Origin of the sequence: Stenotrophomonas sp. PS02289, from assembly GCF_029960115.1 — a bacterium.
Classification (GTDB): Bacteria; Pseudomonadota; Gammaproteobacteria; order Xanthomonadales; family Xanthomonadaceae; genus Stenotrophomonas.
Genome location: NZ_JASCOZ010000021.1, coordinates 15,029 through 35,360, shown reverse-complemented (window position 1 = coordinate 35,360; position 20,332 = coordinate 15,029). Strand labels below are relative to the sequence as shown.

Sequence of the window (20,332 nt, the reverse complement as noted above, 5' to 3'; positions counted from 1 at the left end):
GCGATGCGCATGAAGATCGGGTGTTCGTCGTTGATCATGGCCGGGCTGCTGTGTGCCTGTTCGCCGTCTTCACCGCCGGCCCCGGCTGCTGCGCCGTCGCCTGCCGCCACGCAGCCACCGGTCGCTGGAACCAGCGCACTGGTGGCCGCCGACGTGGCCGCGCTCAACACACGCTTCGATCCCGCCCGTGACCCGGCCGCCGACCTGGCGGTCGCGCAGGCCGAAGCCCGCCGCAGCGGCAAGCGCATCGTGCTCGATGTGGGCGGCGAGTGGTGCTCGTGGTGCCACTTGCTGGATGCCTTCATCGAAGGGGATGCCGACGTCCGCACGCTGGTTGATGCCAAATACGTGTGGATGAAGGTCAACTACAGCGAAGACAACGAGAACGCGGCCTTCCTGTCGCAGTTCCCGGCGATCAAGGGCTATCCGCACCTGTTCGTGCTCGATGCCGACGGCAAGCTGCTGCACTCGCAGTTCACCGGCGAACTGGAAGCGGACAAGGGCCAGCCCAAGGGCTACAACCGCGAACGCTTCCTCGCCTTCGTACAGGCCTGGGCACCGTAACCTCGCGCTGAGCCAGCGACGCGTTACACCAACCGGCACACCCCGAACGTCTCCGTCTCCGGGTGCGCCACCGGCTCCTCGCCCAGGTCGCAGATCAACCGCAATGCACGCCCGGGCACCTCGCCCTGGGCGTCATAGTTGCGCTTGCTCATCACCCAGCCCTTGTGCGTCTTGCCCTGGTAGCGCAGCGTGATGCGCTGGCCGATCACCGGCTCATGTGGCAGCAGCCCGGCGGTCCACGAAGTGGCGGTTACGGCGGGAAAGCGGAAGCGGCCCTGCGCATCGGTGGTCACCGTGACGGTGCCGCGCTGGTCCTTCCAGTGCCAGTGATGCTCCTGCTCGACCTGCACGCCGGCGACCGGTTGTCCGTCCATCACCACGGTGCCTTCGACTTCGGAAAACAGCGTCAGCGTCTTTGAAAAAGCCATTGCCCATCCTGGGGTAAGTAGTCCAGCCAACAGGGTGCAGCACACCCACGACATCCTTTTTGACACACGCGCTTCCTGCTCACTGCGATAACGCAGCAGACTGCCATGAAAAGGGCGCGGTGTGTCACATCTTCAACGCTCGGCCCTACAGTTCGTCCACGCACTGCCGTTACCCCCAAGGACCTGACGCCGCACCCATCTGTGGCGCACCCTTGAGGACCGACTCCGCATGCAGCCCGGCACCAGCGACACCGTTTCCGAAACCGCAGCGGCGGCCGTGGCGGGCGTTGCGCTGCCGCCGGCGGAGGTGCTGCTGGACGACCACTCCGCGCCTGACGCGCTGGGCAGCGAAGCGGACGCGCCGTCGCCGGGCTCCACGCTTTATCGTCTCCCGCTGATTTCGGTGCCGGACAACGTGCTGCTCAAGGCGGCCGTGCAGAAGCTGGTGGAGCAGAAGGCACAGCTGGACCGTCTTTCCCGCAATCCGGCCTTGGCCGGCCTGCTGCCCAGCGAGTGGCAAGGCTCCGGTAACCGTGGCGTGGACCTGCAGGCCTTCATGCTGTCGGTGCTGCCCTATCTGCACAACACGGCCGCGGCCGACACCCAGCCGGCGCGCTTGCCGCTCAAGCACGTGATTGGCGACAGCGGCCGCTGGGAACACGCCGATGTGGCCGAACCCAAGTCGCTGGCGTTCTTCCTGGCCAGCGACGACCGCGCCAGTGCTGGGGCCAAGGATCCGGCCGGTGCCTATCTGGTCGCCGCGCTTGGACTGGCCTGGGCGCATGAAGGGCGCACCCGCCCCGGCTTCCTGCGCCAGATGGGCTACGACAGCATGGCCGCGCGCGTGCATGTGCTGCCCTACCCGGAGCCGGGCGAGCTGGCGCTGTACAGCGTGGTGGCGCACGGCACTGCGCAGGTCTGGTGCGTGCTGGGTCGGCGCAAGCTGCGCCCGCTGCTGGCCCCGTGGCTGAGCGTGCCGCTGCTGACCGCTTATGGCGTTCCCGCGCCGACCCTCTGGCCCGCGTCGTATCCGCCAGTGGAGGAGGTGGCGCAGATGCTGGCCACCGTCCGCCAGGGCAAGGGGCCGGTGGAGGTGGACCTGGTCAAGACCGCCGCCAAGGTGGCCGAAGACGCCTCCGGCGAAACCTGGATGCCGGTGAGCCTGCTCCAGGTCGGCACCTGGGTGCCGCGCTGGCGCTACTTCATGGCGACCTTCATCGGCCTGCCGTCGGCCATCCTGGTGATCGCCGCACTGGCCCTGCCCAATGCGGTCGAGGCCGCCGCTGTGGCGGCCTCACTGGGCCTGGCCGCCGGCGCGATCGGGGCACTGGCGGCACCGTGGGTGCACGCGCGGAAGAAGCATCTGAGGTGATGGGGTGACGACAAACGGTCGTCACCTACCGATCAACCCTCATCCATCCGCTGCAGGCCGTCCCCGGCCAACCGCAGGATCAGCTTCTCCAGCAGCTGCTCCTCCTCTTCGCTGAGCACCGACATCAGCTTGCGGGTGATCTCGATCACCAGCGGGGCGATGGTCTCGTACACCTCGAAACCGGCCGCGGAAAGCGCCAGCACCGACCGGCGGCGGTCGTCGCCGTGGGTTTCACGTTTGATGAAGCCCCGCTCCAGCAGTCTGGCCACGGCGCGGCTGACCGCGACCTTGTCCATCGCCGTCCGGTCGGAGACCTCGCTGGCCGAGGAACCCGGGTAGAGCGCCAGGATGGTGATCACCCGCCATTCCGGGATCGCCAGCCCGTAGCGGTCGCCGTACAGCTTGGCGATGTTGCCACTGACCCGGTTGGACAGGACGCTGAGCCGATAAGGCAGGAACTGCTCCAGGTCGAGCAGGGCGTGCGAGGCGCGGATGCGCTGGCTGGCGGGATCGGGCGGATTCATGCTGCAGTGCACCTTGATGGTGGTTTCATATGAAACTATAAACCTTCATTCCGGACTCCGCATTCTCGCGGGTCTGCCTTCCGCCCGTCATCTGGTTTTTTCAGAGGGGGGCCAGTTTTGGAGCCACGTCATGAGCAGCCAGCCCAGCACCGCCACTCACGCCCCCAACCCGGGCATGCAGGTGACCACCTTCGAAAACCCGATGGGAATCGACGGTTTCGAGTTCGTTGAATTCGCAGCGCCCGCAGGACGTGGTGCCGAGCTGCATGACTATTTCCGCAAGATGGGCTTCACCGCGGTGCTGCGCCACAAGCAGCGCGCCATCACGGTGTACCGCCAGGGCGACGTGAACTTCCTGGTCAACGAAGACCCGGACTCGTTCGCCGCCGACTTCGCCGCCAAGCATGGCCCCTGCGCCTGCGGTTTCGCCATCCGCTTCCAGAAGCCGGGTGAGCAGGTGTTCCAGATGGCGCTGGGCAACGGGGCCGAAGCCATCGACTTCAAGCCGGAGTCCAAGGCGGTGCCGGCACCGGTCATCAAGGGCATCGGCGACTGCATGCTCTACCTGGTGGACCGTTACGGTGCCAACGGCAGTATGTTCGACACCGACTACGCGCCGATCGAGGGCGTGGATCAGCATCCGGTTGGCTTCGGGCTGACCTTCATCGACCACCTGACCCACAACCTGTACTTCGGCAACATGCAGCAGTGGTCGGATTACTACGAGCGTCTGTTCAACTTCCGCGAGATCCGCTACTTCGACATCAAGGGCCTGAAAACCGGCCTGGTGTCCAAGGCGATGACCGCCCCGGATGGCATCGTGCGCATTCCGCTGAACGAGTCGTCCGACCCGAAGAGCCAGATCAACGAATACCTCGATGCCTACAAGGGTGAAGGTATCCAGCACATCGCCTGCTTCACCGAGAACATCTACGACACCGTGGAGGCCATGCGCGCCCAGGGCGTGGAATTCCTCGACACGCCCGAAACCTATTTCGATGTGATCGACCAGCGCGTGCCCAACCACGGCGAAGACGTGGCCCGTCTGGCGAAGAACAAGATCCTGATCGACGCCGATCCGGAAACCAAGCAGCGCAAGCTGCTGCAGATCTTCACCCAGAACTGCATCGGCCCGATCTTCTTCGAGATCATCCAGCGCAAGGGCAACGAAGGCTTCGGCGAAGGCAACTTCACCGCGCTGTTCGAAAGCATCGAGCGCGACCAGATCAAGCGCGGCGTACTGTAACCGGAGCCCGATCATGTCCCCGTCCATCGCTTCACGCGGCTATCAAACCGGTTTCGGCAACGAATTCGCGAGCGAAGCCCTGCCGGATACCCTTCCGGTTGGGCGCAACTCACCGCAACGCGTGGCGCGGGGGCTGTATGCCGAACAGCTGTCGGGCACCGCGTTCACCGCGCCGCGCGGCAGCAACCGCCGCAGCTGGGTCTACCGGATCCGTCCGGCGGTGACCCACGGCGAATTCGTCCCGTACGCGCAGCCGCATCTGCACAGCGACTTCGCGCACGGCGCGGCGTCACCCAACCAGCTGCGCTGGGACCCGCTGCCGTTGCCGACCACGCCGACCGACTTCGTCGACGGGCTGTACACCATGGGCGGCAATGGCGCACCCGATGCCCATCATGGCGTGGGCATCCACCTGTATGCCGCCAATGCGGACATGCAGGGGCGCTACTTCTACAACGCCGACGGCGAACTGCTGATCGTGCCGCAGCTGGGCCGGTTGCGCCTGCTCAGCGAGTTCGGCGTGATCGAGATCGAACCGCAGCAGATCGCGGTGATGCCGCGTGGCGTGCGCTTCCGGGTGGAGCTGCCCGACGGTGAAGCGCGCGGTTACGTCTGCGAAAACTTCGGCGCGCTGCTGAAGCTGCCGGACCTGGGGCCGATCGGCTCGAACGGCCTGGCCAACCCCCGCGATTTCGAAACGCCGCATGCCGCATTTGAAGACGTGGAAGGGGCGTTTGAACTGATCGCCAAGTTCCAGGGCCAGCTGTGGCGCGCCGACATCGACCATTCGCCGTTGGACGTGGTCGCCTGGCATGGCAACTACGCGCCGTACCGCTATGACCTGCGCCGTTTCAACACCATCGGTTCGATCAGCCACGATCATCCGGACCCGTCGATCTTCCTGGTGCTGCATTCGCCCAGCGACACCGCAGGCACCAGCAACATGGACTTTGCGATCTTCCCGCCGCGTTGGCTGGTGGCGCAGGATACGTTCCGCCCACCGTGGTTCCACCGCAACATCGCCAGCGAGTTCATGGGCCTGATTCACGGTGCCTATGACGCCAAGGCCGAGGGCTTCGTCCCCGGCGGCGCGTCGCTGCACAACTGCATGAGCGGGCATGGGCCGGACGCGGCCACGTTTGAGAAGGCCTCGGCGGCAGATCTGAGCCGGCCGGACGTGATCAAGGACACCATGGCTTTCATGTTCGAAACGCGCGGCGTGATCCGCCCGATTGCGCAGGCCATGGAGGCCGCGCACCGCCAGCGCGGTTACCAGCAGTGCTGGCAGGGGTTGAAGAAGCATTTCAAGGCGTGACCGCCTCGCAATGCTCCAGCGGCAGCGCCTCCAGCACGCGCTGCCGCACCCGCTGCGAGTAGCCTTCGGAGGTCATGCCCGGCAACGCGTCCAACGCGGCGCGCAGACGGGCGACCACATCCGGCTCGGCGCGCGCCAGTTGCAGGTCGCGGTACAACGCAGCGGCCTGCGGATTGCGCTGAAGTTCCAGAATCCCCAGCAGATAGATCCGCGCGGCCACCAATGAGCGGCGGCGTTCCGGTGCCGGCTCGGGCGTGGCGGGAGCCGTCGCTGCCGCCGCGGCGGGCACGGCCGCGACCGCCGGTTCAGGCGCAGACACCAGATACCCGGCCTGGATCAACTGGATCACCATCGCCGGGGCTTCTGGCCCGATCAGGGCGGTGAGCTGGGCGATGTCACGCTCGCCGTCACACATGATCAGCAGCCGCCGCTGGCGCATGTCCAGCGGCGCGCGGTGAGCCTGCAGGGCGTCGCGGGCGAGGTCGGTCTTGCGCGGTTGCATGGGGAGAGGGGTCGAGGCGGTGCACGCCGAGCCTGAACGGGCGAGGTGAAACCGTGATGACAGTCGCTGCCCGCATGCATGGGCTGCACGCCGGGCGAGCTACGCTGCCCGCACTGACTGGAGGAGGTGAGCTCATGAAACAGCTGGGAGGCGTTCTGGTCATCGGTATCGCGTTGTCCCTGGCCGCCTGCGATCGGCGGCCACCGGCGGTGGTCCCCGCCGACGAAGCACGTCCCGCCGCCGCCGGTGAGCCGGCCGCACCGGCACCGATGCCCACGACACAGGAGGGCGCGACGACGGGCGGCGGCCCTGCGCGTCTGGACGGCTACGGGGCGGCCACTCTCGGCGCATCGCTGGACGCGCTCAAAACCGCGTGGAACGAGCCGCTGCAGGGTGACGTGCCGGATGACGACTGCCATGCGCTGCGCCCGCAGGGCGTGCAGGCCGATGATGTGATCTTCATGATCGAAGGCCGCAAGCTGGTCCGCTACGACGTGCGCAACGACCGCACCACCGCGCCCGGTGGCGGCAAGGTTGGTATGACCCTGGGCGAACTGCAGGCGCTGTATCCCGAACGCGCCGACCTGACCCCGCACAAGTACGAGCAGAACGGCCACAACCTGCGGGTGCGGCCGGCGAGCGAGGGTGGGGCGATCCTGAACTTCGAGATCGGGGGCAACGGCACGGTCACCGCGTGGCGGGTGGGTCGGGCCCCGCAGGTGGACTACGTGGAAGGCTGCAGTTGAGGTAGCGTAGTCGCCGGAAGGTGCCCGTCCGGGCACATGGGAACGCCGGGCCATGCCCGGCATCATGGGGAGGCACCAATGGTCGCTGCTGCCGTCTGGTTCGTACTGGGCCTGGTGCTGCTGGCACTGGGGGGAGATTCCATCGTCAAGGCCGCCTCCGGACTGGCCCAGCGCTTTGGCGCGTCGCCCTTCGTGGCCGGTCTGCTGCTGGTGGCGTTCGGCACGTCATTGCCGGAGCTGGTGGTCAACGTGCGCGCGATCGTGGTGGGAGCGGAAGACCTTGCGCTCGGCAATGCGGTGGGCAGCAACATCGTCAACATCGGCCTGACCCTGGGCTTGGCCGCGCTGGCGGCACCGCTGCTGGTTCGCGCGCGCCTGCTGTCCCCCTTGCTGGTACTGCTGGCCGTGGCGGGCCTGGCCCTGATCGTGTTCGGACTGGATGGGGTCATCGCGCGCTGGGAAGGCGGCGTGCTGCTGCTCGGCTTCGTCGGCGTGCTGGTCTTCCTGCTGCGCGCTTCCCGGCGCGAGACCGAACCGGTGCGCGAGGCCATCGCCGGTTATGCGATGACCCGCACCGGGCTGCTGCTCAATGGATTACGCGTGCTGTTTGCGGGCGTGGCGCTGTACTACGGCGCGCGCTGGATCGTCGACGCTGCGCCGGTGCTGGGTGCGGGGCTGGGCTGGTCACCGCTGCTGGTGGGCCTGCTGCCGGTGGCCATCGGCACCGCGTTGCCGGAGGTGGCGGCGGCCATCGCCGCCGCGCGGCGGGGGCAGGGTGACATGGTGCTCGGCCATGTGATCGGTTCCAGCCTGTTCAACCTGCTGGTGGTGGTGGGCGGCATGGCCGCACTGCGACCGATTGCGCTGCCGGAGTCGTTCGTGAAGCTGGAACTGCCCGCGGCGATCGCCTTCGTGCTGGTGCTGTACCCGATGCTGCGTGGGGACCTCACCGTGAGCCGGCGCGAGGGCGGGATTCTGCTGGTGGCGTTTGTGGGCTGGGTGGTGCTGGAGCTGGCGTTGATCGCCGGGTGAATCCGTAGAGCCACGCCTTGCGTGGCTTCGCGGTGCCTGACTTGGTCGCAGCCACGCAGGGCGTGGCGCTACGGACGCATCAGAGCCTTTGTTCCGGGGGGGCGGATGGATCCGGGCGCGTGGCGACGCGTTCCTCGGATGGGCGCCCATCGGTCACCTGGCGCGGCTGCGGGGGCGGCAACTGTTCTTCTTCGGCCTTGTCATTGCCCGGCAGGCTCGGGCGCTTCTCCATCATCAGCGACAGCGCTGCCTTGGCCATCATGTGTGCGCTGATCGGCGCGGTGATGAACAGGAAGGCGGTAATCAACAGCTCACGCGGCTGCGGATCTTCACCCAGGAAGATGTGATACGCCACCGAGCCGGCCAGCACGCAGCCCACGCCCAGCGTGCTGGCCTTGGTCGGCGCGTGCAGGCGCTTGAAGAACGTGGACAGTTTCACCAGTCCCAGTGCGCCGACCAGGATGAAGAAGCAGCCAAACAGCAGCAGCAGCGACAGCAGGATCTGGATGAAGGTGATCATTCGACGATGTCCCGGCGCAGCACGAACTTGCTCAGCACCACGGTGCTGCCAAAGCCAAGCATCGCAATCACCAGTGCCGCCTCGAAATACACCGCCGAGTTGAGGTACATGCCGAACAGCATCAGCTCGGCAATCGCGGTCACCGACAAGGTATCCAGCGCGAGAATGCGGTCCGGCACGGTCGGGCCGCGCAGTAGACGCCAGGTCGCCAGCAGCATGGCCAGTCCGACGACGTGCATGCACACCACCAAAGTGGTCTGGATGAACACATATCCGGTCATGGGAAGATCTCCATCAGCGGGGCTTCGTAACGGGTCTTGATCTGCCGGATCAGTTCGTCCGGGTCATCCAGGTGCAGCACGTGCACCAGCAGGTAACGGCGGTCGTCCGACAGCGCCGCCGACACCGTGCCGGGCGTCAACGTGATCATGCTGGTCAGCGCGGCAATGCCATGGATGTTGGCGATGTCCAGCGGCAGCCAGATGAAGCCGGGATGGATGCGACGCTCCGGCCCCAGCACCTGGATCGCCACGCGGATGTTGGAGATCAGGATGTCCCACAGGGTCACGCACAGCAGCTTGGGAATGGGGCGCAGTGATCCGATCCGGGCGAACTCGCGGTCCAGGCGCGCCGCGAACAACGGCACCACTACGCCCAGCACCATGCCGAGCAGGATCTGTCCCAAGGTGAAGCTGTCGGACATCAGCACCCAGAATGCGAGCACGGTCACGCTCAGCATCGGCGAGGGAATCAGGCGGCGGAACAACGGGCGACGGCGGCTCATGGGCGGCGGATCTCCGGCGTGGTCGCGCGCAGCTCACCCACGTAGTCCTGAGGCTGCAGCAGCTGGGTGGCCATGGCGTCGGTGTACCCCATCAGCGGGTTGGCAAACACCGCCATGCCGATGCCGTAGACCAGCAGCAGGCTGGCGGCGAACAGCTCCACGGTGCGGGTCGGGGCCTTGCGCGGGGCGGGCACGCCCTCTTCAGCGACCGGCACGCGCCAGAACAGGCGCACGCCGCCGCGGGTGATGCCCACGATCACCATCAGGCTGCTGATCAGCACCGCACTCCACACGAGCGCGGTGTACTGCGCCGGCATGCCGGCCAGCAGCGCGGCCTTGGCCAGGAAGCCGGACAGCGGCGGCAGCCCGGCCACCGACACCGCGGCAATCAGGAACAGCACCGCCGGGGTCTGTTTGCCGGGCATCGGCGCGATCACTTCCTTGCGGTCACTGGCCCCACCGCGACGACGGCGGATCAAGTCGGCGATCAGGAACAGAGCAGCGGCCACGAAGGTGCTGTGCGGCAGGTAATACAGGCCGGCAGACAGCACCTGCGGGGTGCGGATCGCAAAGGCGATGAACAGGGTCGCTGCCGAGACCACCACCAGATAGGAGATCAGCACGCGCAGACGCGCAGCCGCCAGCACGCCCAGCCCGCCCAGGATCAACGTGGCCACGCCGGCCCACAGCAACCACTGGCTGCCGTAGCCCGCCATCGGGCCGGCACCTTCCCCGAACCACAGCGAGCTGACCCGCAGTACCGCATACAGGCCGACCTTGGTCATGATCGCAAACAGCGCCGCCACGGCGGCGGGCGCGCGCGCGTACGCTTCCGGCAACCACAGGTACAGGGGCATCAGCGCCGCCTTGCTGCAGAAGACGAGCAGCAGCAGGCCCAGCGTGGCCTTGGTCAGGGTCAGGTGGCTGGCCGGCACCTCGGCGATGCGCTGCGACAGCTCCGCCATGTTGAGCGAACCCAGCGTGGCGTACAGCAGCCCCAGGGCGATCAGGAACAGCGTCGAGGCGGTGACGTTGAACACCACGTAGTGCAGGCCGATGCGCATGCGCAGGCTGCGGCCGCCGCTGAGCAGCAGCCCATACGAGGCGATCAGCATCACCTCGAAGAACACAAACAGGTTGAAGATGTCGCCCGTCAGAAACGCACCGTTCAAACCGACCAGCTGGAACTGGAACAGCGCGTGGAAGTGCGGCGCACGCCGGTCCCAGCCCGAGCAGGCATGCAGCAGGCAGGCAATGGACAGCAGCAGGGTGGTGAGCAGCATCCAGCTCGAGAGCCGGTCGGCCACCAGCGCGATGCCCAGGCGCGAGGGCCAGTCGCCCAGCAGATAGACGGCAATGCTGCCATCGGCGGTACGCGAGAACAGCAGCGCGACGGCGGCCGCGAGTGCTGCCAGCGTGGTCCACGCGACCGTGCGCTGCACCTTGGGGCCATAACGCCGGTGTTCCACGAACAGCGAGAGCGCCGCGCCGATCAAGGGGATCAGAATGGGCAGGATCACCGCGTGGTTCATGCGCCGCCCTCCCGGCCCAGTGCGGTGTCAGGTGCCGGTTCTTCCTCGTGCGCGTCCACATGGTCGCTGTGGTTGTCGCTGCGGCTGCGCATGGCCAGCACGATGCTCACGGCGGTCATCGCAAAGGCGATCACGATGGCGGTGAGCACCAGCGCCTGCGGCAGTGGGTCGGTGTAGTTGCCCAGGTTGGTTGCCACACCTTCCTTCAACACGGGGGCCTTGCCGCTGACCAGCCGACCGCCGGCGAAGATCAGCAGGTTGGTCGCATAGGACAGGAAGGTCATGCCCAGGATGACATCGAAGCTGCGTGCGCGCAGCAGCAGGTAGATGCCGATCGTGGCCAGGACGCCAATCGCACTTGCCAGGGCCAGTTCCATCAGTGCATCTCCCCGGTCAGGGCCGAACGGCGGTTGGGATCGATCTCGCCCTTGCGGGCATTGCGGGTGCGGTGCGGCTTGATCGTGCCCATCATCGACAGCATCAGCATCGCGCCACCGAACACCACCAGATAGACGCCGGTGTCAAAGCCGATCGCGCTGGCCAGCGGAACGGTGCCGATCAGCGGCAGCTCCAGGTCGATGTGGCCGCTGGTCAGGAACGGCACCCCGAACAGCATCGACGCACAGCCACTGACGATGGCGATGAGCAGGCCCACGCCGATGCAGCGGATGTAGTCGAAGCCGAAGCGCGACTCGACCGACTCCGTGCCCTGGATCACGTACTGGATCAGCAGCGGCACCGCCAGCACCAGGCCGGCGATGAAGCCGCCGCCGGGCGCGTTGTGACCGCGCAGGAACAGGAAGATCGACACGGTGAGCGTCAGTGGGAACATGATCTGGGCCAGGTCGGCGGGCACCGGCAGTTTGATCGGCGGGCCCGGCATGATCTGCTCGGGGGCCATGCGCGAGCGCCGCAGCAACGCGTGCACCACCAGCGCGGCAATGCCGAACACGGTGATCTCACCGAAGGTATCGAAGCCACGGAAGTCGACCAGGATCACGTTCACCACGTTCTCGCCGTAGGCCTCGGGCAGGGCGCGGGCAAGCATCTCCCCGGCCATGGTGTTGGGCGGCAGGGTCATCGCGCTGTAGGCCATGGCGCCCAGGCCGCCACCGCCGACAATGGCGATCAGCGCGTCGCGACGCTTGCGCCAGCGCGATTTCTCCGGCGGCGACTGCGCCGGCAGATAGTTCATGCCCAGCAGCATCAGCACCAGGGTGACCATTTCCACCAGCAGCTGGGTCAACGCCAGATCCGGCGCGGACAGGAACACGAAGGTGAGCGAGACCATCAGTCCGACGCCGCCAACCACCAGCACTGCCAGCAGGCGCTGCCGGTACACAAACAGCGCGCCGAACGAGCAGACCACGATCACCGCCCACAGCACCCAGCCGAGCAGCGGAATCGGCTGCGGCGACGGCCAGTTCGGTGACACCGGGTTGGCGACGAACGGCGCGGCCGCGACCACGATGGCCACCACCACCAGTGCCATCAGCATGCGCTGCAGGCTGCCGTTGGCCAGCGCATGGGTCAGCCCGTGGGCGAAGCCAAACACCAGGTCCAGCTGCTTGTGGAACAGGTTGCGTCCGATCGTTCGGGTCACCACCGCATGCAGGTTGATCAACCTGCGCAGGCCGAAGTACAGCGCCACACCGCCGAGCACGCCGGCGATGCTCATCAGCAACGGCATGTTGACGCCGTGCCAGACCGCCAGGCTGAAGGTCGGCATCGCCGGCCCCAGGATCGAACGCGCGGCGGTGTCGAGGACCGGCGCGATGGTGATGGCCGGGGCGATACCCACCGCCAGACAGACCACCACCAGGATCTCCACCGGCACCTTCATGAAGCGCGGCGGCTCATGCGGGACCCGGTCCAGGTCATGCGGACCCTTGCCGAAGAAGGTGTCGTGCACGAAGCGCAGGCTGTAGGCCACGCCGAACACGCCGGCCAGCAGCGCGGCGATGGAGACCGCGATGCGCATCGGCTCCGGGCCCTGCGCGGTGATCGCCTCGGCGAACAGCATTTCTTTGGACAGGAAGCCATTGAGCAGCGGAATGCCGGCCATCGCCAGCGACGCGATGATCGCCAGCGCGCTGGTGAAGGGCATCAGCCGGCGCAGTCCGCCCAGCTTGCGCATGTCGCGGGTGCCGGTTTCGTGGTCGATGATCCCGGCGGCCATGAACAACGACGCCTTGAAGGTCGCGTGGTTGAGGATGTGGAACACGCCGGCGACCACCGCCATGGGCGTGGACAGGCCGAACAGCAGGGTGATCAGGCCCAGGTGCGAAATGGTGGAGTACGCCAGCAGGCCCTTGAGGTCGTGCTGGAAAATCGCGTTCCACGCACCGATCAGCAGGGTCAGCGCGCCGATTCCGCTGACCGTGTAGAAGAACAGGTCGGTGCCGGCCAGCGCCGGGTGCAGCCGCGCCAGCAGGAACACGCCGGCTTTGACCATGGTCGCCGAGTGCAGGTAGGCCGAGACCGGGGTCGGTGCCGCCATGGCATGCGGCAGCCAGAAGTGGAACGGGAACTGCGCACTCTTGGTGAAGATGCCGGCCAGGACCAGGAACAGCGCATAGGGGTAGAGCGGGCTGCTGCGGATCACATCGCCGGCGGCCAGCACCACATCCAGCTCGAAGCTGCCGACGATGCGGCCGATCAGCAGCACGCCACCGAGCAGGGCCAGGCCGCCACCGCCGGTGACCACCAGCGCCATGCGCGCCCCTTCACGGGCGTCCTGGCGGTGCGACCAGAAGCCGATCAGCAGGAACGAGCTGATGCTGGTCATTTCCCAGAACACCATCAGCAGCAACAGGTTGCCCGACAGGACCATGCCCAGCATGGCTCCCATGAACAGCAGCAGATAGCAGTAGAAGCGATGCGCGCTGTCGCGGGCACTCAGGTAATAGTGCGCATACATCACCACCAGAGCGCCGATCGCCAGCACCATCCCGGCGAACATCCAGGCCAGTCCGTCCAGCCGCAGCGAGAAGGCCAGGCCGATCTGCGGCAGCCATTCGCTGAAGCTGCGCACCCCCTCGCCATGCATCACGGCCGGGCTCATCGTCGCCAGCAGGGCCAGCCCGCCCAACGGGGCGACGGCGGCCAGCCATGCGGCGGTGGCACGGGAGCTGGTGCGGAATGTGGCCACGACGGCCGCCATCACGAAGGGCAGGGCCAGCAGCAGGAGCAGGGCAGGATTCATGCAGGGAATGCGCGATTCACGAGCAGGTTGTTCAGTCTAACAGGCGGTCATTTGTCGCCGATATACCCGAATACGCCAGCAACTGCAGGTAACGTGCGTGGTTCATTTTTTCAGTGCCGAAATCGACCCCATTCGGCACCCGTCAAACCCGTATGGACAATCACGTCCGCTTTGCCGCATCTGGCCCCGGGTTGTTCATTGCGAGCGCTCCGGCCCAGCAGTGGCAGGGCCTCCGAGCACACGCCGACTGGCCTGGACATGAATGGGCCGTGTCGGAAAAGGATCACCCACGGCGATGCTGGGCGCGATGCCGTGCAGCGCCAGTGATGATCGTTTTCGTTCAGGTTGGGATGCCGGGCATGGCCCGGCACTCCCCTCAGTATTTCCAGCCCATCTGCCGGAACAGCTTGGCCATCACCCAGGCCGGACCGATCAGCAGATAGGTCAGGTCGGTGAGGAAGCTGGGCTTGCGCCCTTCGAACTTGTGGCCGATGAACTGCGCGATCCACGCCACCACGAACACGCCCAGTGCGGTCCAGCCCAGACCGGCCAGGCCGATCTGCGCTTCCAGCAGGCGGCACACGCAGCCGCACACGAACAGCTGACCCAGCATGGCGATGCCCAGCGGGCGCGACAGGCGGTTGTAGAAGCACCAGGCGGTGAACATCGCCAGGCCGGCCCAGACGCCGTGCTGGAACCAGGTGATCAGCGGCGGGATGCACCACAGCAGGCCCACCACCGACCACAGGATCGCCGGCACCGCGACCACATGGATGCGCTGGTTCAGCACATTGCGGTGGTCGTCGGAGTAGCTGGCGAAGTAGCGGTCAACTGGCCGCACAACCTGGGTAGTGGTGGTGGACATGGTGGCTTCCGTCAATCCACGCTGATGCCGGCCAGACGCTGCAGCGCCTCGGCGTACTTGGCGCGGGTGCGTTCGATGATGTCGGCCGGAATGCTTGGGCCCGGGGCGGTCTTGCCCCAGTCCAGCGTTTCCAGGTAATCACGGACGAACTGCTTGTCGTAGCTCGGCGGGCTGGTGCCCACCTCGTACTGATCGGCCGGCCAGTAGCGCGACGAATCCGGGGTCAGCATCTCGTCCATGATGTACAGGCGACCGTCTTCATCGGTGCCGAACTCGAACTTGGTGTCGGCCAGGATGATGCCGCGCTCGCGGGCGTAATCCGCTGCGAACTTGTAGATGCGCAGGGTGGCATCGCGCACGCGCTCGGCCAGGTCCACGCCTACCGCCTTGACCATCGCGTCGAAGTCGATGTTCTCGTCGTGGTCGCCCACCGCCGCCTTGGTCGACGGCGTGAAGATCGGCTCCGGCAGCTGCTCGGCCTGGCGCAGGCCGTCGGGCAGTTCGATGCCGCTGACCTTGCCGGTGCGCTGGTAGTCCTTCCAGCCGCTGCCGATGAGGTAACCGCGGGCGATGGCTTCCACCGGCACCGGCTTGAGCTTGCGGGTGACCACCGCGCGCTTGGCGTAGAGCGCCGGGTCCACGCCTTCGGGCAGGACGCTGGCGACATCAATGCCGGTCAGGTGGTTGGGCATCAGGTGCGCGGTCTTGGCGAACCAGAAGTTCGAGACCTGGCAGAGCATTTCGCCCTTGCCGGGAATCGGGTCCGGCAGCACCACGTCGAAGGCCGACAGACGGTCGGTGGCGACCATCAGCAGGTACTCCCCCGGCGGGGTGCCGGCGGGCAGCCGGTCGCGCGGAATGTCGAAAACATCACGCACCTTGCCGCGATGGCGCAAGGGCAGGCCGGGGAGATCGGATTGCAACAACGTGGTCGGCACGGGCACTCCTGAGGCTTCGTCGAGACAGCTGTCCAGGGCACCCGGTGACGGGCCCGCCAGACAGCGGGCGGCCTAGTGTAAAGCGGGTTGGGCCCGCTGTGACGTAAAATGGAGCACCTTTTTCAAGCGGCCGCCCCGACGACCATGCGCTGGTACGGAAAACTGCTCGGATTCATCGCTGGAGCCCTGCTGTTCCGGCCCAATCCCCTGTTCGGGGCGGTGATCGGCCTGCTCATCGGCCATGCCTTTGACGCCGACTGGTTCCGGCTGAACAGGGAAAACCCCTACCGCGAGCTGGGGCTGACCTCCGAGGCCACCGACGCCGAGATCGACCTGGCCTATCGCCGGCTCATCTCCCAGTACCACCCGGACAAGGTGGTGGGGGCCGCCCCGGAGCTGCGCCAGCAGGCCGAGCGCAAGTCGCGCCAGCTCAATGCCGCCTACGACCGCATCAAGACCCTGCGCAAGCGCAGCTAGCGCTGCCATCCCTTCTTCCTTCTGCAAGGCCCTGGCCATGTCCAACTGCATCATCGCCCCCTCCATCCTGTCCGCCGACTTCGCCCGCCTCGGCGAGGAAGTGGACAACGTGCTTGCCGCCGGTGCCGACTGGGTGCATTTCGACGTGATGGACAACCATTACGTGCCCAACCTGACCATCGGTCCGATGGTCTGCCAGGCGCTGCGCAAGCACGGCATCACCGCACCGATCGACGTGCACCTGATGGTGGAGCCGGTTGACCGGATCATTCCCGACTTCGCCGAGGCCGGGGCCACCTACATCAGCTTCCATCCCGAAGCCAGCCGCCACGTGCACCGCACCATCCAGCTGATCCGCTCGCTGGGCTGCAAGCCGGGCCTGGTGCTCAATCCGGGCACCCCGGTGGACGTGCTGGACTGGGTGCTGGATGACCTCGATCTGGTGCTGCTGATGTCGGTCAATCCGGGCTTCGGCGGCCAGGCCTTCATTCCCTCGGCGCTGGACAAGCTGCGCGTGGTGCGCGAGAAGATCGATGCCAGCGGTCGCGACATCCGCCTGGAGATCGACGGCGGGGTCAAGGCCGACAACATCGGCGCGATCGCGGCCGCCGGTGCTGACGCCTTCGTGGCCGGCTCGGCCATCTTCAATGCACCGATCAGCTACAAGGACGTCATCGAACAGATGCGTCGCAACGTGGCCAAGGCGCGGGGCTGATCATGGCAGCCACCGGCGTGCTGATCCGCGAAGCCACCGCCGACGATGCGACGCTGATCCTGCGTTTCATCCGTGAGCTGGCGATCTACGAAAAGGCTGAATCGTCGGTGCAGACCGACGAGGCGGGCATCCGTGAAAGCCTGTTCGGTGCTGGTGCAAAAGCGCGCGCGCTGATCTGCGAAGCCGACGGTGCGGCCATCGGCTACGCGGTGTACTTCTACAACTATTCCACCTGGCTGGGCCGCAACGGCATCTACCTGGAAGACCTGTACGTCAGCCCGGCCAGCCGCGGCAGCGGGGCCGGCAAGGCGCTGCTGCAGCACATCGCGCGACAGGCCGTGGCTGAAGGCTGCGGCCGCTTCGAGTGGTCGGTGCTGGACTGGAACGAGCCGGCCATCAAATTCTATGAAGCTGCCGGCGCGCGCCCGCAGAGCGAATGGACGGTCTATCGTCTGGAAGGGGATGCGTTGAGGGCGTTCGCCCAGGGGTAGGACGCTGAAGTTGATGTGACAGTTTCTCGCTGTCGCTATTGCCTCTGGTGCCTTTGGGGGGCGCACGCATAATCGGCGCTCCCTTTTATGATCGTGAGGTTCCGATGCCCTATCCGGTGGCGCTCGCTCTCGCCAACGCCACGACTGCCCTGGCGTCGCGTGCGACGGACATGGCGGTTTCGGGCACGTGCCGCGCGATTGATTACGTGGCCAACGTCGAGCCTTCGCATGCGCTGGCGCTGGTCGGCCCTTCCGCCAGGGCCCTGATGCCCTACGCCGCGGACCTTGCGGCCACGGCGTTGCGCTCCATGCTGATGACGGTTGTAAACGCGGAATCGTCAACGGCATTGACCTTGCCCTCTGCGCCCGATGCCTATCGTGAGCGTACGCAAGTAGGCGCATATACCGGCGAAGACATGTGGTCACCCTGTCTGCAGTTTCTGGCAAGGGCAGCGCTGACCTGGATCGCGCTGGAGACGATGCGGTCTGAGCCGGCCCGCCCACTGGCGGGTGACACGGCGTGGCCCACCCTGAACCAGCCCGCGCTTGACGCGTTGTTTCTGGAGGGGCAGTTCCAAGGCTATGAGCACGGTGCAGCAAATGCCCTGGTGCGCATTGAGCACCTGCACCCTCATTTCGTGGAGGGCTACAGGCTCGGCTACGCCTCGGCACAGCGTTGGGCCGGAACACTCACGCGAGCCCCCTAGAGACACAGCATCGTGCGGCAAAAAAAAGGGCCACGCCCTGATGGACGCAGCCCCGGGAACAGCGGGAGGCTGATCCTGCCTCCATCCATCATCCCTGCTATGGCCTTCCATTCTCCGGGTGCCGGGTGACCGTTTGATGACGTTCACCACGGCTGAAACACCGCGCTGCTAGCCTGCGCGTCCCCACCGATGGAATTTCTGCATGAGCCGTGCCCGCTGGCGTCTGATCCTGAACGGGAAGTCCACCGGCAACGCCGATGTGCGAGAGGCCGTGCACATCCTGCGCGAACGCGGCATCGCCCTGGACGTCCGTGTCACCTGGGAAGGGGGCGACGCCGAGCGCTACGTGGCCGAGGCCATCGACCATGGCGTGGACACCATCATCGCCGCCGGCGGCGACGGCACCCTGAGCGAGGTCGCCGAGACCCTCGCGCACCGCGACGAGGCCGCCGATGTGCTGCCCTCGCTGGGCCTGTTGCCACTGGGCACCGCCAACGACTTCGCCACCGCCGCCGGCATCCCCGATGAACCACTGGCCGCGCTGAGCCTGATCGAGCAGCAGTCGCCGCGCCCGGTCGACCTGCTGCGCATCGACGCCGACGGCAAGCCGTGGTGGTGCGCCAACGTCGCCAGTGGCGGCTTCGGTACCGAAGTCACGGTAGAGACCGATGAAGGCCTGAAGAAGGTGCTGGGTGGGTTGGCCTATCTGGTCACCGGCATCTCGCGGCTGGGCAAAATCGAGCCGATCCAGGCGCGCGTTTGCGCCGGGGACTTCCACTGGCAGGGCGGCTTCATCGCGCTGGGCATCGGCAACGGCCGTCAGGCCGGCGGAGGCCAGGTGCTGTGCCCAGAGGCGGTGATCAACGACGGCCTGCTCGACCTGACCATCATTCCCGAGCTCAGCGGCGAGGTCATGTCCACGTTTGCCGCGCTGGTCAAGGGCGGCAAGCGTGGCGCGCTCGAACAGGTGGCCGAACGCACGCGCGCGCAATGGGTGGAGATCGACGCCGATCAGCCGATGACGCTGAATCTGGACGGCGAGCCGGTCAAGGCGCGCCACTTCCGCATCGACTGCGTACCCGGCCGTGTGCGCATGCACCTGCCGCACGACAGTGAGCTTTTGCGGGGCTAGCCTTGGGGCTTTCGTGGCTAGCCGATGCCGTGGCTCGGCTGATGTGCACTTGCCGCCCGTATAACCGCGCCTGCTTCCTCCACATCAAACGTATCACAGAGCCCAATGAGCTCCCGTGCCACATCCAGTACCGGAAGTCGGCCGGATGGGAGGGCCTGGCCTGCGCGTTCAAAGCTATGCTCAAACGCGATCAACGCGGAGCGTATCTGCTCGGCGGTATCGGCTTCGGCAATGCGTTGAACCAATTGCTCAACCAGGGCACCGGAGGCCGAGCGGGAAAGTGATCCGATACCCCAAGCCCCCAGTTCTGTGCTTGTCGGCGGATAACATTCTGGTGGCTGCGCAGGCAGGGAGCCCACTTCCAACAGTCGAGCGAAGAGCACCCCAGCCAGGACACGCTTCCCTATCTCAACGTTGGAAAGCTCATCGCTAAATGGCATCGTCGCCGGCCCCCGGCAGCTTCGATCAATCTCCAGTTCTGCCCATCCTGGGTCGCAGTGGCTGCGGGCAGCGTTTGCCATGACCTTCAACCAAAGATCGGCTTCCGCAAGACGCGTTCGATTGGCCATGGCCCACGCGTGGCCGCGCAACAGCTGCGTAATATCATCGTACTCGGAGGAATTCCTTACATGACCGGTACGCACATTTACCAGCGCAAGGAGGATGAGTGCGTCTTTGTGCTTGTCATACGTATCCCAATCCGTGGCACACATCTCGCGTGGGGCGCACGAAGGAGGAGCGTTCATCAAGTTCTCAAGCGTACACGCTCCTCTCGTCTGATCGGGTTGATCAGGTGCTCTTGGGAGACAGCACAATGCCCTTAAAGGCCTGGCAATTGCTGAGCAGAAAGTAGCGAGCATGGCGGTCCAGCAGGCGCAGAATGTGGGCGGGCATCCTGGCACGCCACACCGGTTGCAACTTTCAGTAATACATCGTTTTACTCAGGGGGCTTGGACCCCAGATCCAGTCGATCAACGCGCCGGATGATCCCGCCGGTACAACGCCCATTCCTCGGTCTTCGTGCCATCCGGAAGATGGCAGAACCCAGTCTGCGCACCCGCGCTATCGGTCTCGATCACGCTCTTGCCGCCGCGCTCAATGCAATACACCGACGCCGGATTGGCCATACCCACAGCGGGGCCGGTCACCTGCGGCTGCGACGTCGACGCGCACCCCGCAAGCACCATCCCCATCCCCACCACAGCCGCATTCATTGCCTTGCGCATCACAGCCTCCG

The 20,332-nt window shown here is 66.2% G+C and carries 24 protein-coding genes; 11 read left to right on the top strand and 13 right to left on the bottom strand.

Annotation, left to right across the window (positions count from 1 at the left end):
- Positions 1–3 precede the first annotated feature (3 nt).
- Positions 4–564, top strand: a complete 561-nt coding sequence (locus QMX83_RS05180; protein WP_282295585.1) for a thioredoxin family protein — start codon at positions 4–6, stop codon at positions 562–564.
- A 23-nt stretch (positions 565–587) separates the two neighbouring features.
- On the opposite strand, the gene QMX83_RS05175 is transcribed toward QMX83_RS05180, so the two are convergent.
- The gene (locus QMX83_RS05175) at positions 588–992 is read right to left on the bottom strand and encodes a DUF6795 domain-containing protein (RefSeq protein WP_282295584.1); all 405 of its coding nucleotides are present in this window, start codon (positions 990–992) and stop codon (positions 588–590) included.
- A 229-nt stretch (positions 993–1,221) separates the two neighbouring features.
- On the opposite strand from QMX83_RS05175, the gene QMX83_RS05170 reads away from it, so the two are divergent.
- On the top strand, positions 1,222–2,364 hold the full coding sequence (locus QMX83_RS05170; protein ID WP_282295583.1) for a hypothetical protein: 1,143 nt from the start codon (positions 1,222–1,224) through the stop codon (positions 2,362–2,364).
- Positions 2,365–2,396: 32 nt separating this feature from the next.
- Here QMX83_RS05170 and QMX83_RS05165 read toward each other — a convergent pair whose 3' ends face one another.
- Positions 2,397–2,888, bottom strand: coding sequence for a MarR family transcriptional regulator (locus QMX83_RS05165; RefSeq protein ID WP_125360569.1), 492 nt, complete (start codon positions 2,886–2,888; stop codon positions 2,397–2,399).
- A gap of 130 nt (positions 2,889–3,018) precedes the next feature.
- On the opposite strand from QMX83_RS05165, the gene hppD reads away from it, so the two are divergent.
- Positions 3,019–4,134 (top strand): 4-hydroxyphenylpyruvate dioxygenase, encoded by a 1,116-nt coding sequence (gene hppD, locus QMX83_RS05160; RefSeq protein WP_282295582.1) that lies wholly within the window; start codon positions 3,019–3,021, stop codon positions 4,132–4,134.
- A gap of 13 nt (positions 4,135–4,147) precedes the next feature.
- Positions 4,148–5,449, top strand: coding sequence for a homogentisate 1,2-dioxygenase (gene hmgA, locus QMX83_RS05155; RefSeq protein WP_282295581.1), 1,302 nt, complete (start codon positions 4,148–4,150; stop codon positions 5,447–5,449).
- Here the strand turns inward: hmgA and QMX83_RS05150 are convergent.
- Positions 5,439–5,951 (bottom strand): hypothetical protein, encoded by a 513-nt coding sequence (locus QMX83_RS05150; protein WP_282295580.1) that lies wholly within the window; start codon positions 5,949–5,951, stop codon positions 5,439–5,441. The two genes, hmgA and QMX83_RS05150, sit on opposite strands and share 11 nt — an antisense overlap.
- Before the next feature lie 134 nt (positions 5,952–6,085).
- On the opposite strand from QMX83_RS05150, the gene QMX83_RS05145 reads away from it, so the two are divergent.
- Positions 6,086–6,697 carry a hypothetical protein gene (locus QMX83_RS05145; RefSeq protein WP_282295579.1) on the top strand — a complete coding sequence of 204 codons (612 nt, stop codon included), beginning with the start codon at positions 6,086–6,088 and terminating at the stop codon, positions 6,695–6,697.
- Between the two features lie 78 nt (positions 6,698–6,775).
- Complete coding sequence (locus QMX83_RS05140) at positions 6,776–7,729, top strand: sodium:calcium antiporter (RefSeq protein WP_282295578.1); 954 nt, start codon at positions 6,776–6,778, stop codon at positions 7,727–7,729.
- 79 nt (positions 7,730–7,808) lie between these two features.
- On the opposite strand, the gene QMX83_RS05135 is transcribed toward QMX83_RS05140, so the two are convergent.
- From QMX83_RS05135 to QMX83_RS05100, 8 genes are all read right to left on the bottom strand, one after another.
- Positions 7,809–8,249: a Na+/H+ antiporter subunit G gene (locus QMX83_RS05135; RefSeq protein WP_282295577.1), complete on the bottom strand. Its 441-nt coding sequence runs from the start codon at positions 8,247–8,249 to the stop codon at positions 7,809–7,811.
- A complete protein-coding gene (locus QMX83_RS05130; protein ID WP_125360575.1) occupies positions 8,246–8,530 on the bottom strand; it encodes a K+/H+ antiporter subunit F in 285 nt (94 codons plus the stop codon). Before QMX83_RS05130 ends, QMX83_RS05135 begins: the two co-directional genes overlap by 4 nt.
- On the bottom strand, positions 8,527–9,033 hold the full coding sequence (locus tag QMX83_RS05125; RefSeq protein ID WP_282295576.1) for a Na+/H+ antiporter subunit E: 507 nt from the start codon (positions 9,031–9,033) through the stop codon (positions 8,527–8,529). Before QMX83_RS05125 ends, QMX83_RS05130 begins: the two co-directional genes overlap by 4 nt.
- Positions 9,030–10,565, bottom strand: coding sequence for a monovalent cation/H+ antiporter subunit D (locus tag QMX83_RS05120; RefSeq protein ID WP_282295575.1), 1,536 nt, complete (start codon positions 10,563–10,565; stop codon positions 9,030–9,032). The genes QMX83_RS05125 and QMX83_RS05120 overlap by 4 nt, the downstream gene beginning before the upstream one ends.
- Positions 10,562–10,942, bottom strand: coding sequence for a Na+/H+ antiporter subunit C (locus tag QMX83_RS05115; RefSeq protein ID WP_282295574.1), 381 nt, complete (start codon positions 10,940–10,942; stop codon positions 10,562–10,564). The genes QMX83_RS05120 and QMX83_RS05115 overlap by 4 nt, the downstream gene beginning before the upstream one ends.
- The gene (locus QMX83_RS05110; RefSeq protein WP_282295573.1) at positions 10,942–13,770 is read right to left on the bottom strand and encodes a monovalent cation/H+ antiporter subunit A; all 2,829 of its coding nucleotides are present in this window, start codon (positions 13,768–13,770) and stop codon (positions 10,942–10,944) included. Before QMX83_RS05110 ends, QMX83_RS05115 begins: the two co-directional genes overlap by 1 nt.
- A gap of 376 nt (positions 13,771–14,146) precedes the next feature.
- On the bottom strand, positions 14,147–14,635 hold the full coding sequence (locus QMX83_RS05105; RefSeq protein WP_282295572.1) for an Mpo1-like protein: 489 nt from the start codon (positions 14,633–14,635) through the stop codon (positions 14,147–14,149).
- Positions 14,636–14,646: 11 nt separating this feature from the next.
- Positions 14,647–15,573 carry a phosphoribosylaminoimidazolesuccinocarboxamide synthase gene (locus tag QMX83_RS05100; RefSeq protein ID WP_282295571.1) on the bottom strand — a complete coding sequence of 309 codons (927 nt, stop codon included), beginning with the start codon at positions 15,571–15,573 and terminating at the stop codon, positions 14,647–14,649.
- 144 nt (positions 15,574–15,717) lie between these two features.
- Between QMX83_RS05100 and QMX83_RS05095 the strand changes: the two genes are divergently transcribed.
- From QMX83_RS05095 to yegS, 5 genes are all read left to right on the top strand, one after another.
- Entirely contained in the window at positions 15,718–16,050 is a 333-nt protein-coding gene (locus tag QMX83_RS05095) for a DnaJ domain-containing protein (RefSeq protein ID WP_282295593.1), read from the top strand.
- Between the two features lie 37 nt (positions 16,051–16,087).
- Positions 16,088–16,765: a ribulose-phosphate 3-epimerase gene (gene rpe / locus QMX83_RS05090; RefSeq protein WP_125360582.1), complete on the top strand. Its 678-nt coding sequence runs from the start codon at positions 16,088–16,090 to the stop codon at positions 16,763–16,765.
- 2 nt (positions 16,766–16,767) lie between these two features.
- Positions 16,768–17,256, top strand: a complete 489-nt coding sequence (locus tag QMX83_RS05085) for a GNAT family N-acetyltransferase (protein ID WP_282295570.1) — start codon at positions 16,768–16,770, stop codon at positions 17,254–17,256.
- 104 nt (positions 17,257–17,360) lie between these two features.
- Positions 17,361–17,963, top strand: a complete 603-nt coding sequence (locus QMX83_RS05080; protein WP_282295569.1) for a hypothetical protein — start codon at positions 17,361–17,363, stop codon at positions 17,961–17,963.
- Between the two features lie 202 nt (positions 17,964–18,165).
- Positions 18,166–19,095, top strand: coding sequence for a lipid kinase YegS (gene yegS, locus QMX83_RS05075; RefSeq protein ID WP_282295568.1), 930 nt, complete (start codon positions 18,166–18,168; stop codon positions 19,093–19,095).
- A gap of 17 nt (positions 19,096–19,112) precedes the next feature.
- On the opposite strand, the gene QMX83_RS05070 is transcribed toward yegS, so the two are convergent.
- Both QMX83_RS05070 and QMX83_RS05065 read right to left on the bottom strand, forming a co-directional pair.
- Positions 19,113–19,841 carry a hypothetical protein gene (locus QMX83_RS05070; protein WP_282295567.1) on the bottom strand — a complete coding sequence of 243 codons (729 nt, stop codon included), beginning with the start codon at positions 19,839–19,841 and terminating at the stop codon, positions 19,113–19,115.
- A 225-nt stretch (positions 19,842–20,066) separates the two neighbouring features.
- Complete coding sequence (locus QMX83_RS05065) at positions 20,067–20,321, bottom strand: DUF333 domain-containing protein (RefSeq protein WP_282295566.1); 255 nt, start codon at positions 20,319–20,321, stop codon at positions 20,067–20,069.
- Positions 20,322–20,332: the final 11 nt, after the last annotated feature.

Bases quoted from the DNA above. Each gene is read 5' to 3' on its own strand.
- QMX83_RS05140 (WP_282295578.1), top strand. From the start codon at position 6,776: ATGGTCGCTGCTGCCGTCTGGTTCGTACTGGGCCTGGTGCTGCTGGCA.
- QMX83_RS05070 (WP_282295567.1), bottom strand. From the start codon at position 19,841: ATGAACGCTCCTCCTTCGTGCGCCCCACGCGAGATGTGTGCCACGGAT.
- hppD (WP_282295582.1), top strand. From the start codon at position 3,019: ATGAGCAGCCAGCCCAGCACCGCCACTCACGCCCCCAACCCGGGCATG.
- QMX83_RS05065 (WP_282295566.1), bottom strand. From the start codon at position 20,321: ATGCGCAAGGCAATGAATGCGGCTGTGGTGGGGATGGGGATGGTGCTT.
- QMX83_RS05165 (WP_125360569.1), bottom strand. From the start codon at position 2,888: ATGAATCCGCCCGATCCCGCCAGCCAGCGCATCCGCGCCTCGCACGCC.
- hmgA (WP_282295581.1), top strand. From the start codon at position 4,148: ATGTCCCCGTCCATCGCTTCACGCGGCTATCAAACCGGTTTCGGCAAC.
- rpe (WP_125360582.1), top strand. From the start codon at position 16,088: ATGTCCAACTGCATCATCGCCCCCTCCATCCTGTCCGCCGACTTCGCC.
- QMX83_RS05115 (WP_282295574.1), bottom strand. From the start codon at position 10,942: ATGGAACTGGCCCTGGCAAGTGCGATTGGCGTCCTGGCCACGATCGGC.
- QMX83_RS05150 (WP_282295580.1), bottom strand. From the start codon at position 5,951: ATGCAACCGCGCAAGACCGACCTCGCCCGCGACGCCCTGCAGGCTCAC.
- QMX83_RS05110 (WP_282295573.1), bottom strand. From the start codon at position 13,770: ATGAATCCTGCCCTGCTCCTGCTGCTGGCCCTGCCCTTCGTGATGGCG.
- QMX83_RS05180 (WP_282295585.1), top strand. From the start codon at position 4: ATGCGCATGAAGATCGGGTGTTCGTCGTTGATCATGGCCGGGCTGCTG.
- QMX83_RS05135 (WP_282295577.1), bottom strand. From the start codon at position 8,249: ATGATCACCTTCATCCAGATCCTGCTGTCGCTGCTGCTGCTGTTTGGC.
- QMX83_RS05130 (WP_125360575.1), bottom strand. From the start codon at position 8,530: ATGACCGGATATGTGTTCATCCAGACCACTTTGGTGGTGTGCATGCAC.
- QMX83_RS05095 (WP_282295593.1), top strand. From the start codon at position 15,718: ATGCGCTGGTACGGAAAACTGCTCGGATTCATCGCTGGAGCCCTGCTG.
- QMX83_RS05145 (WP_282295579.1), top strand. From the start codon at position 6,086: ATGAAACAGCTGGGAGGCGTTCTGGTCATCGGTATCGCGTTGTCCCTG.
- QMX83_RS05080 (WP_282295569.1), top strand. From the start codon at position 17,361: ATGCCCTATCCGGTGGCGCTCGCTCTCGCCAACGCCACGACTGCCCTG.
- QMX83_RS05105 (WP_282295572.1), bottom strand. From the start codon at position 14,635: ATGTCCACCACCACTACCCAGGTTGTGCGGCCAGTTGACCGCTACTTC.
- QMX83_RS05175 (WP_282295584.1), bottom strand. From the start codon at position 992: ATGGCTTTTTCAAAGACGCTGACGCTGTTTTCCGAAGTCGAAGGCACC.
- yegS (WP_282295568.1), top strand. From the start codon at position 18,166: ATGAGCCGTGCCCGCTGGCGTCTGATCCTGAACGGGAAGTCCACCGGC.
- QMX83_RS05125 (WP_282295576.1), bottom strand. From the start codon at position 9,033: ATGAGCCGCCGTCGCCCGTTGTTCCGCCGCCTGATTCCCTCGCCGATG.
- QMX83_RS05120 (WP_282295575.1), bottom strand. From the start codon at position 10,565: ATGAACCACGCGGTGATCCTGCCCATTCTGATCCCCTTGATCGGCGCG.
- QMX83_RS05085 (WP_282295570.1), top strand. From the start codon at position 16,768: ATGGCAGCCACCGGCGTGCTGATCCGCGAAGCCACCGCCGACGATGCG.
- QMX83_RS05170 (WP_282295583.1), top strand. From the start codon at position 1,222: ATGCAGCCCGGCACCAGCGACACCGTTTCCGAAACCGCAGCGGCGGCC.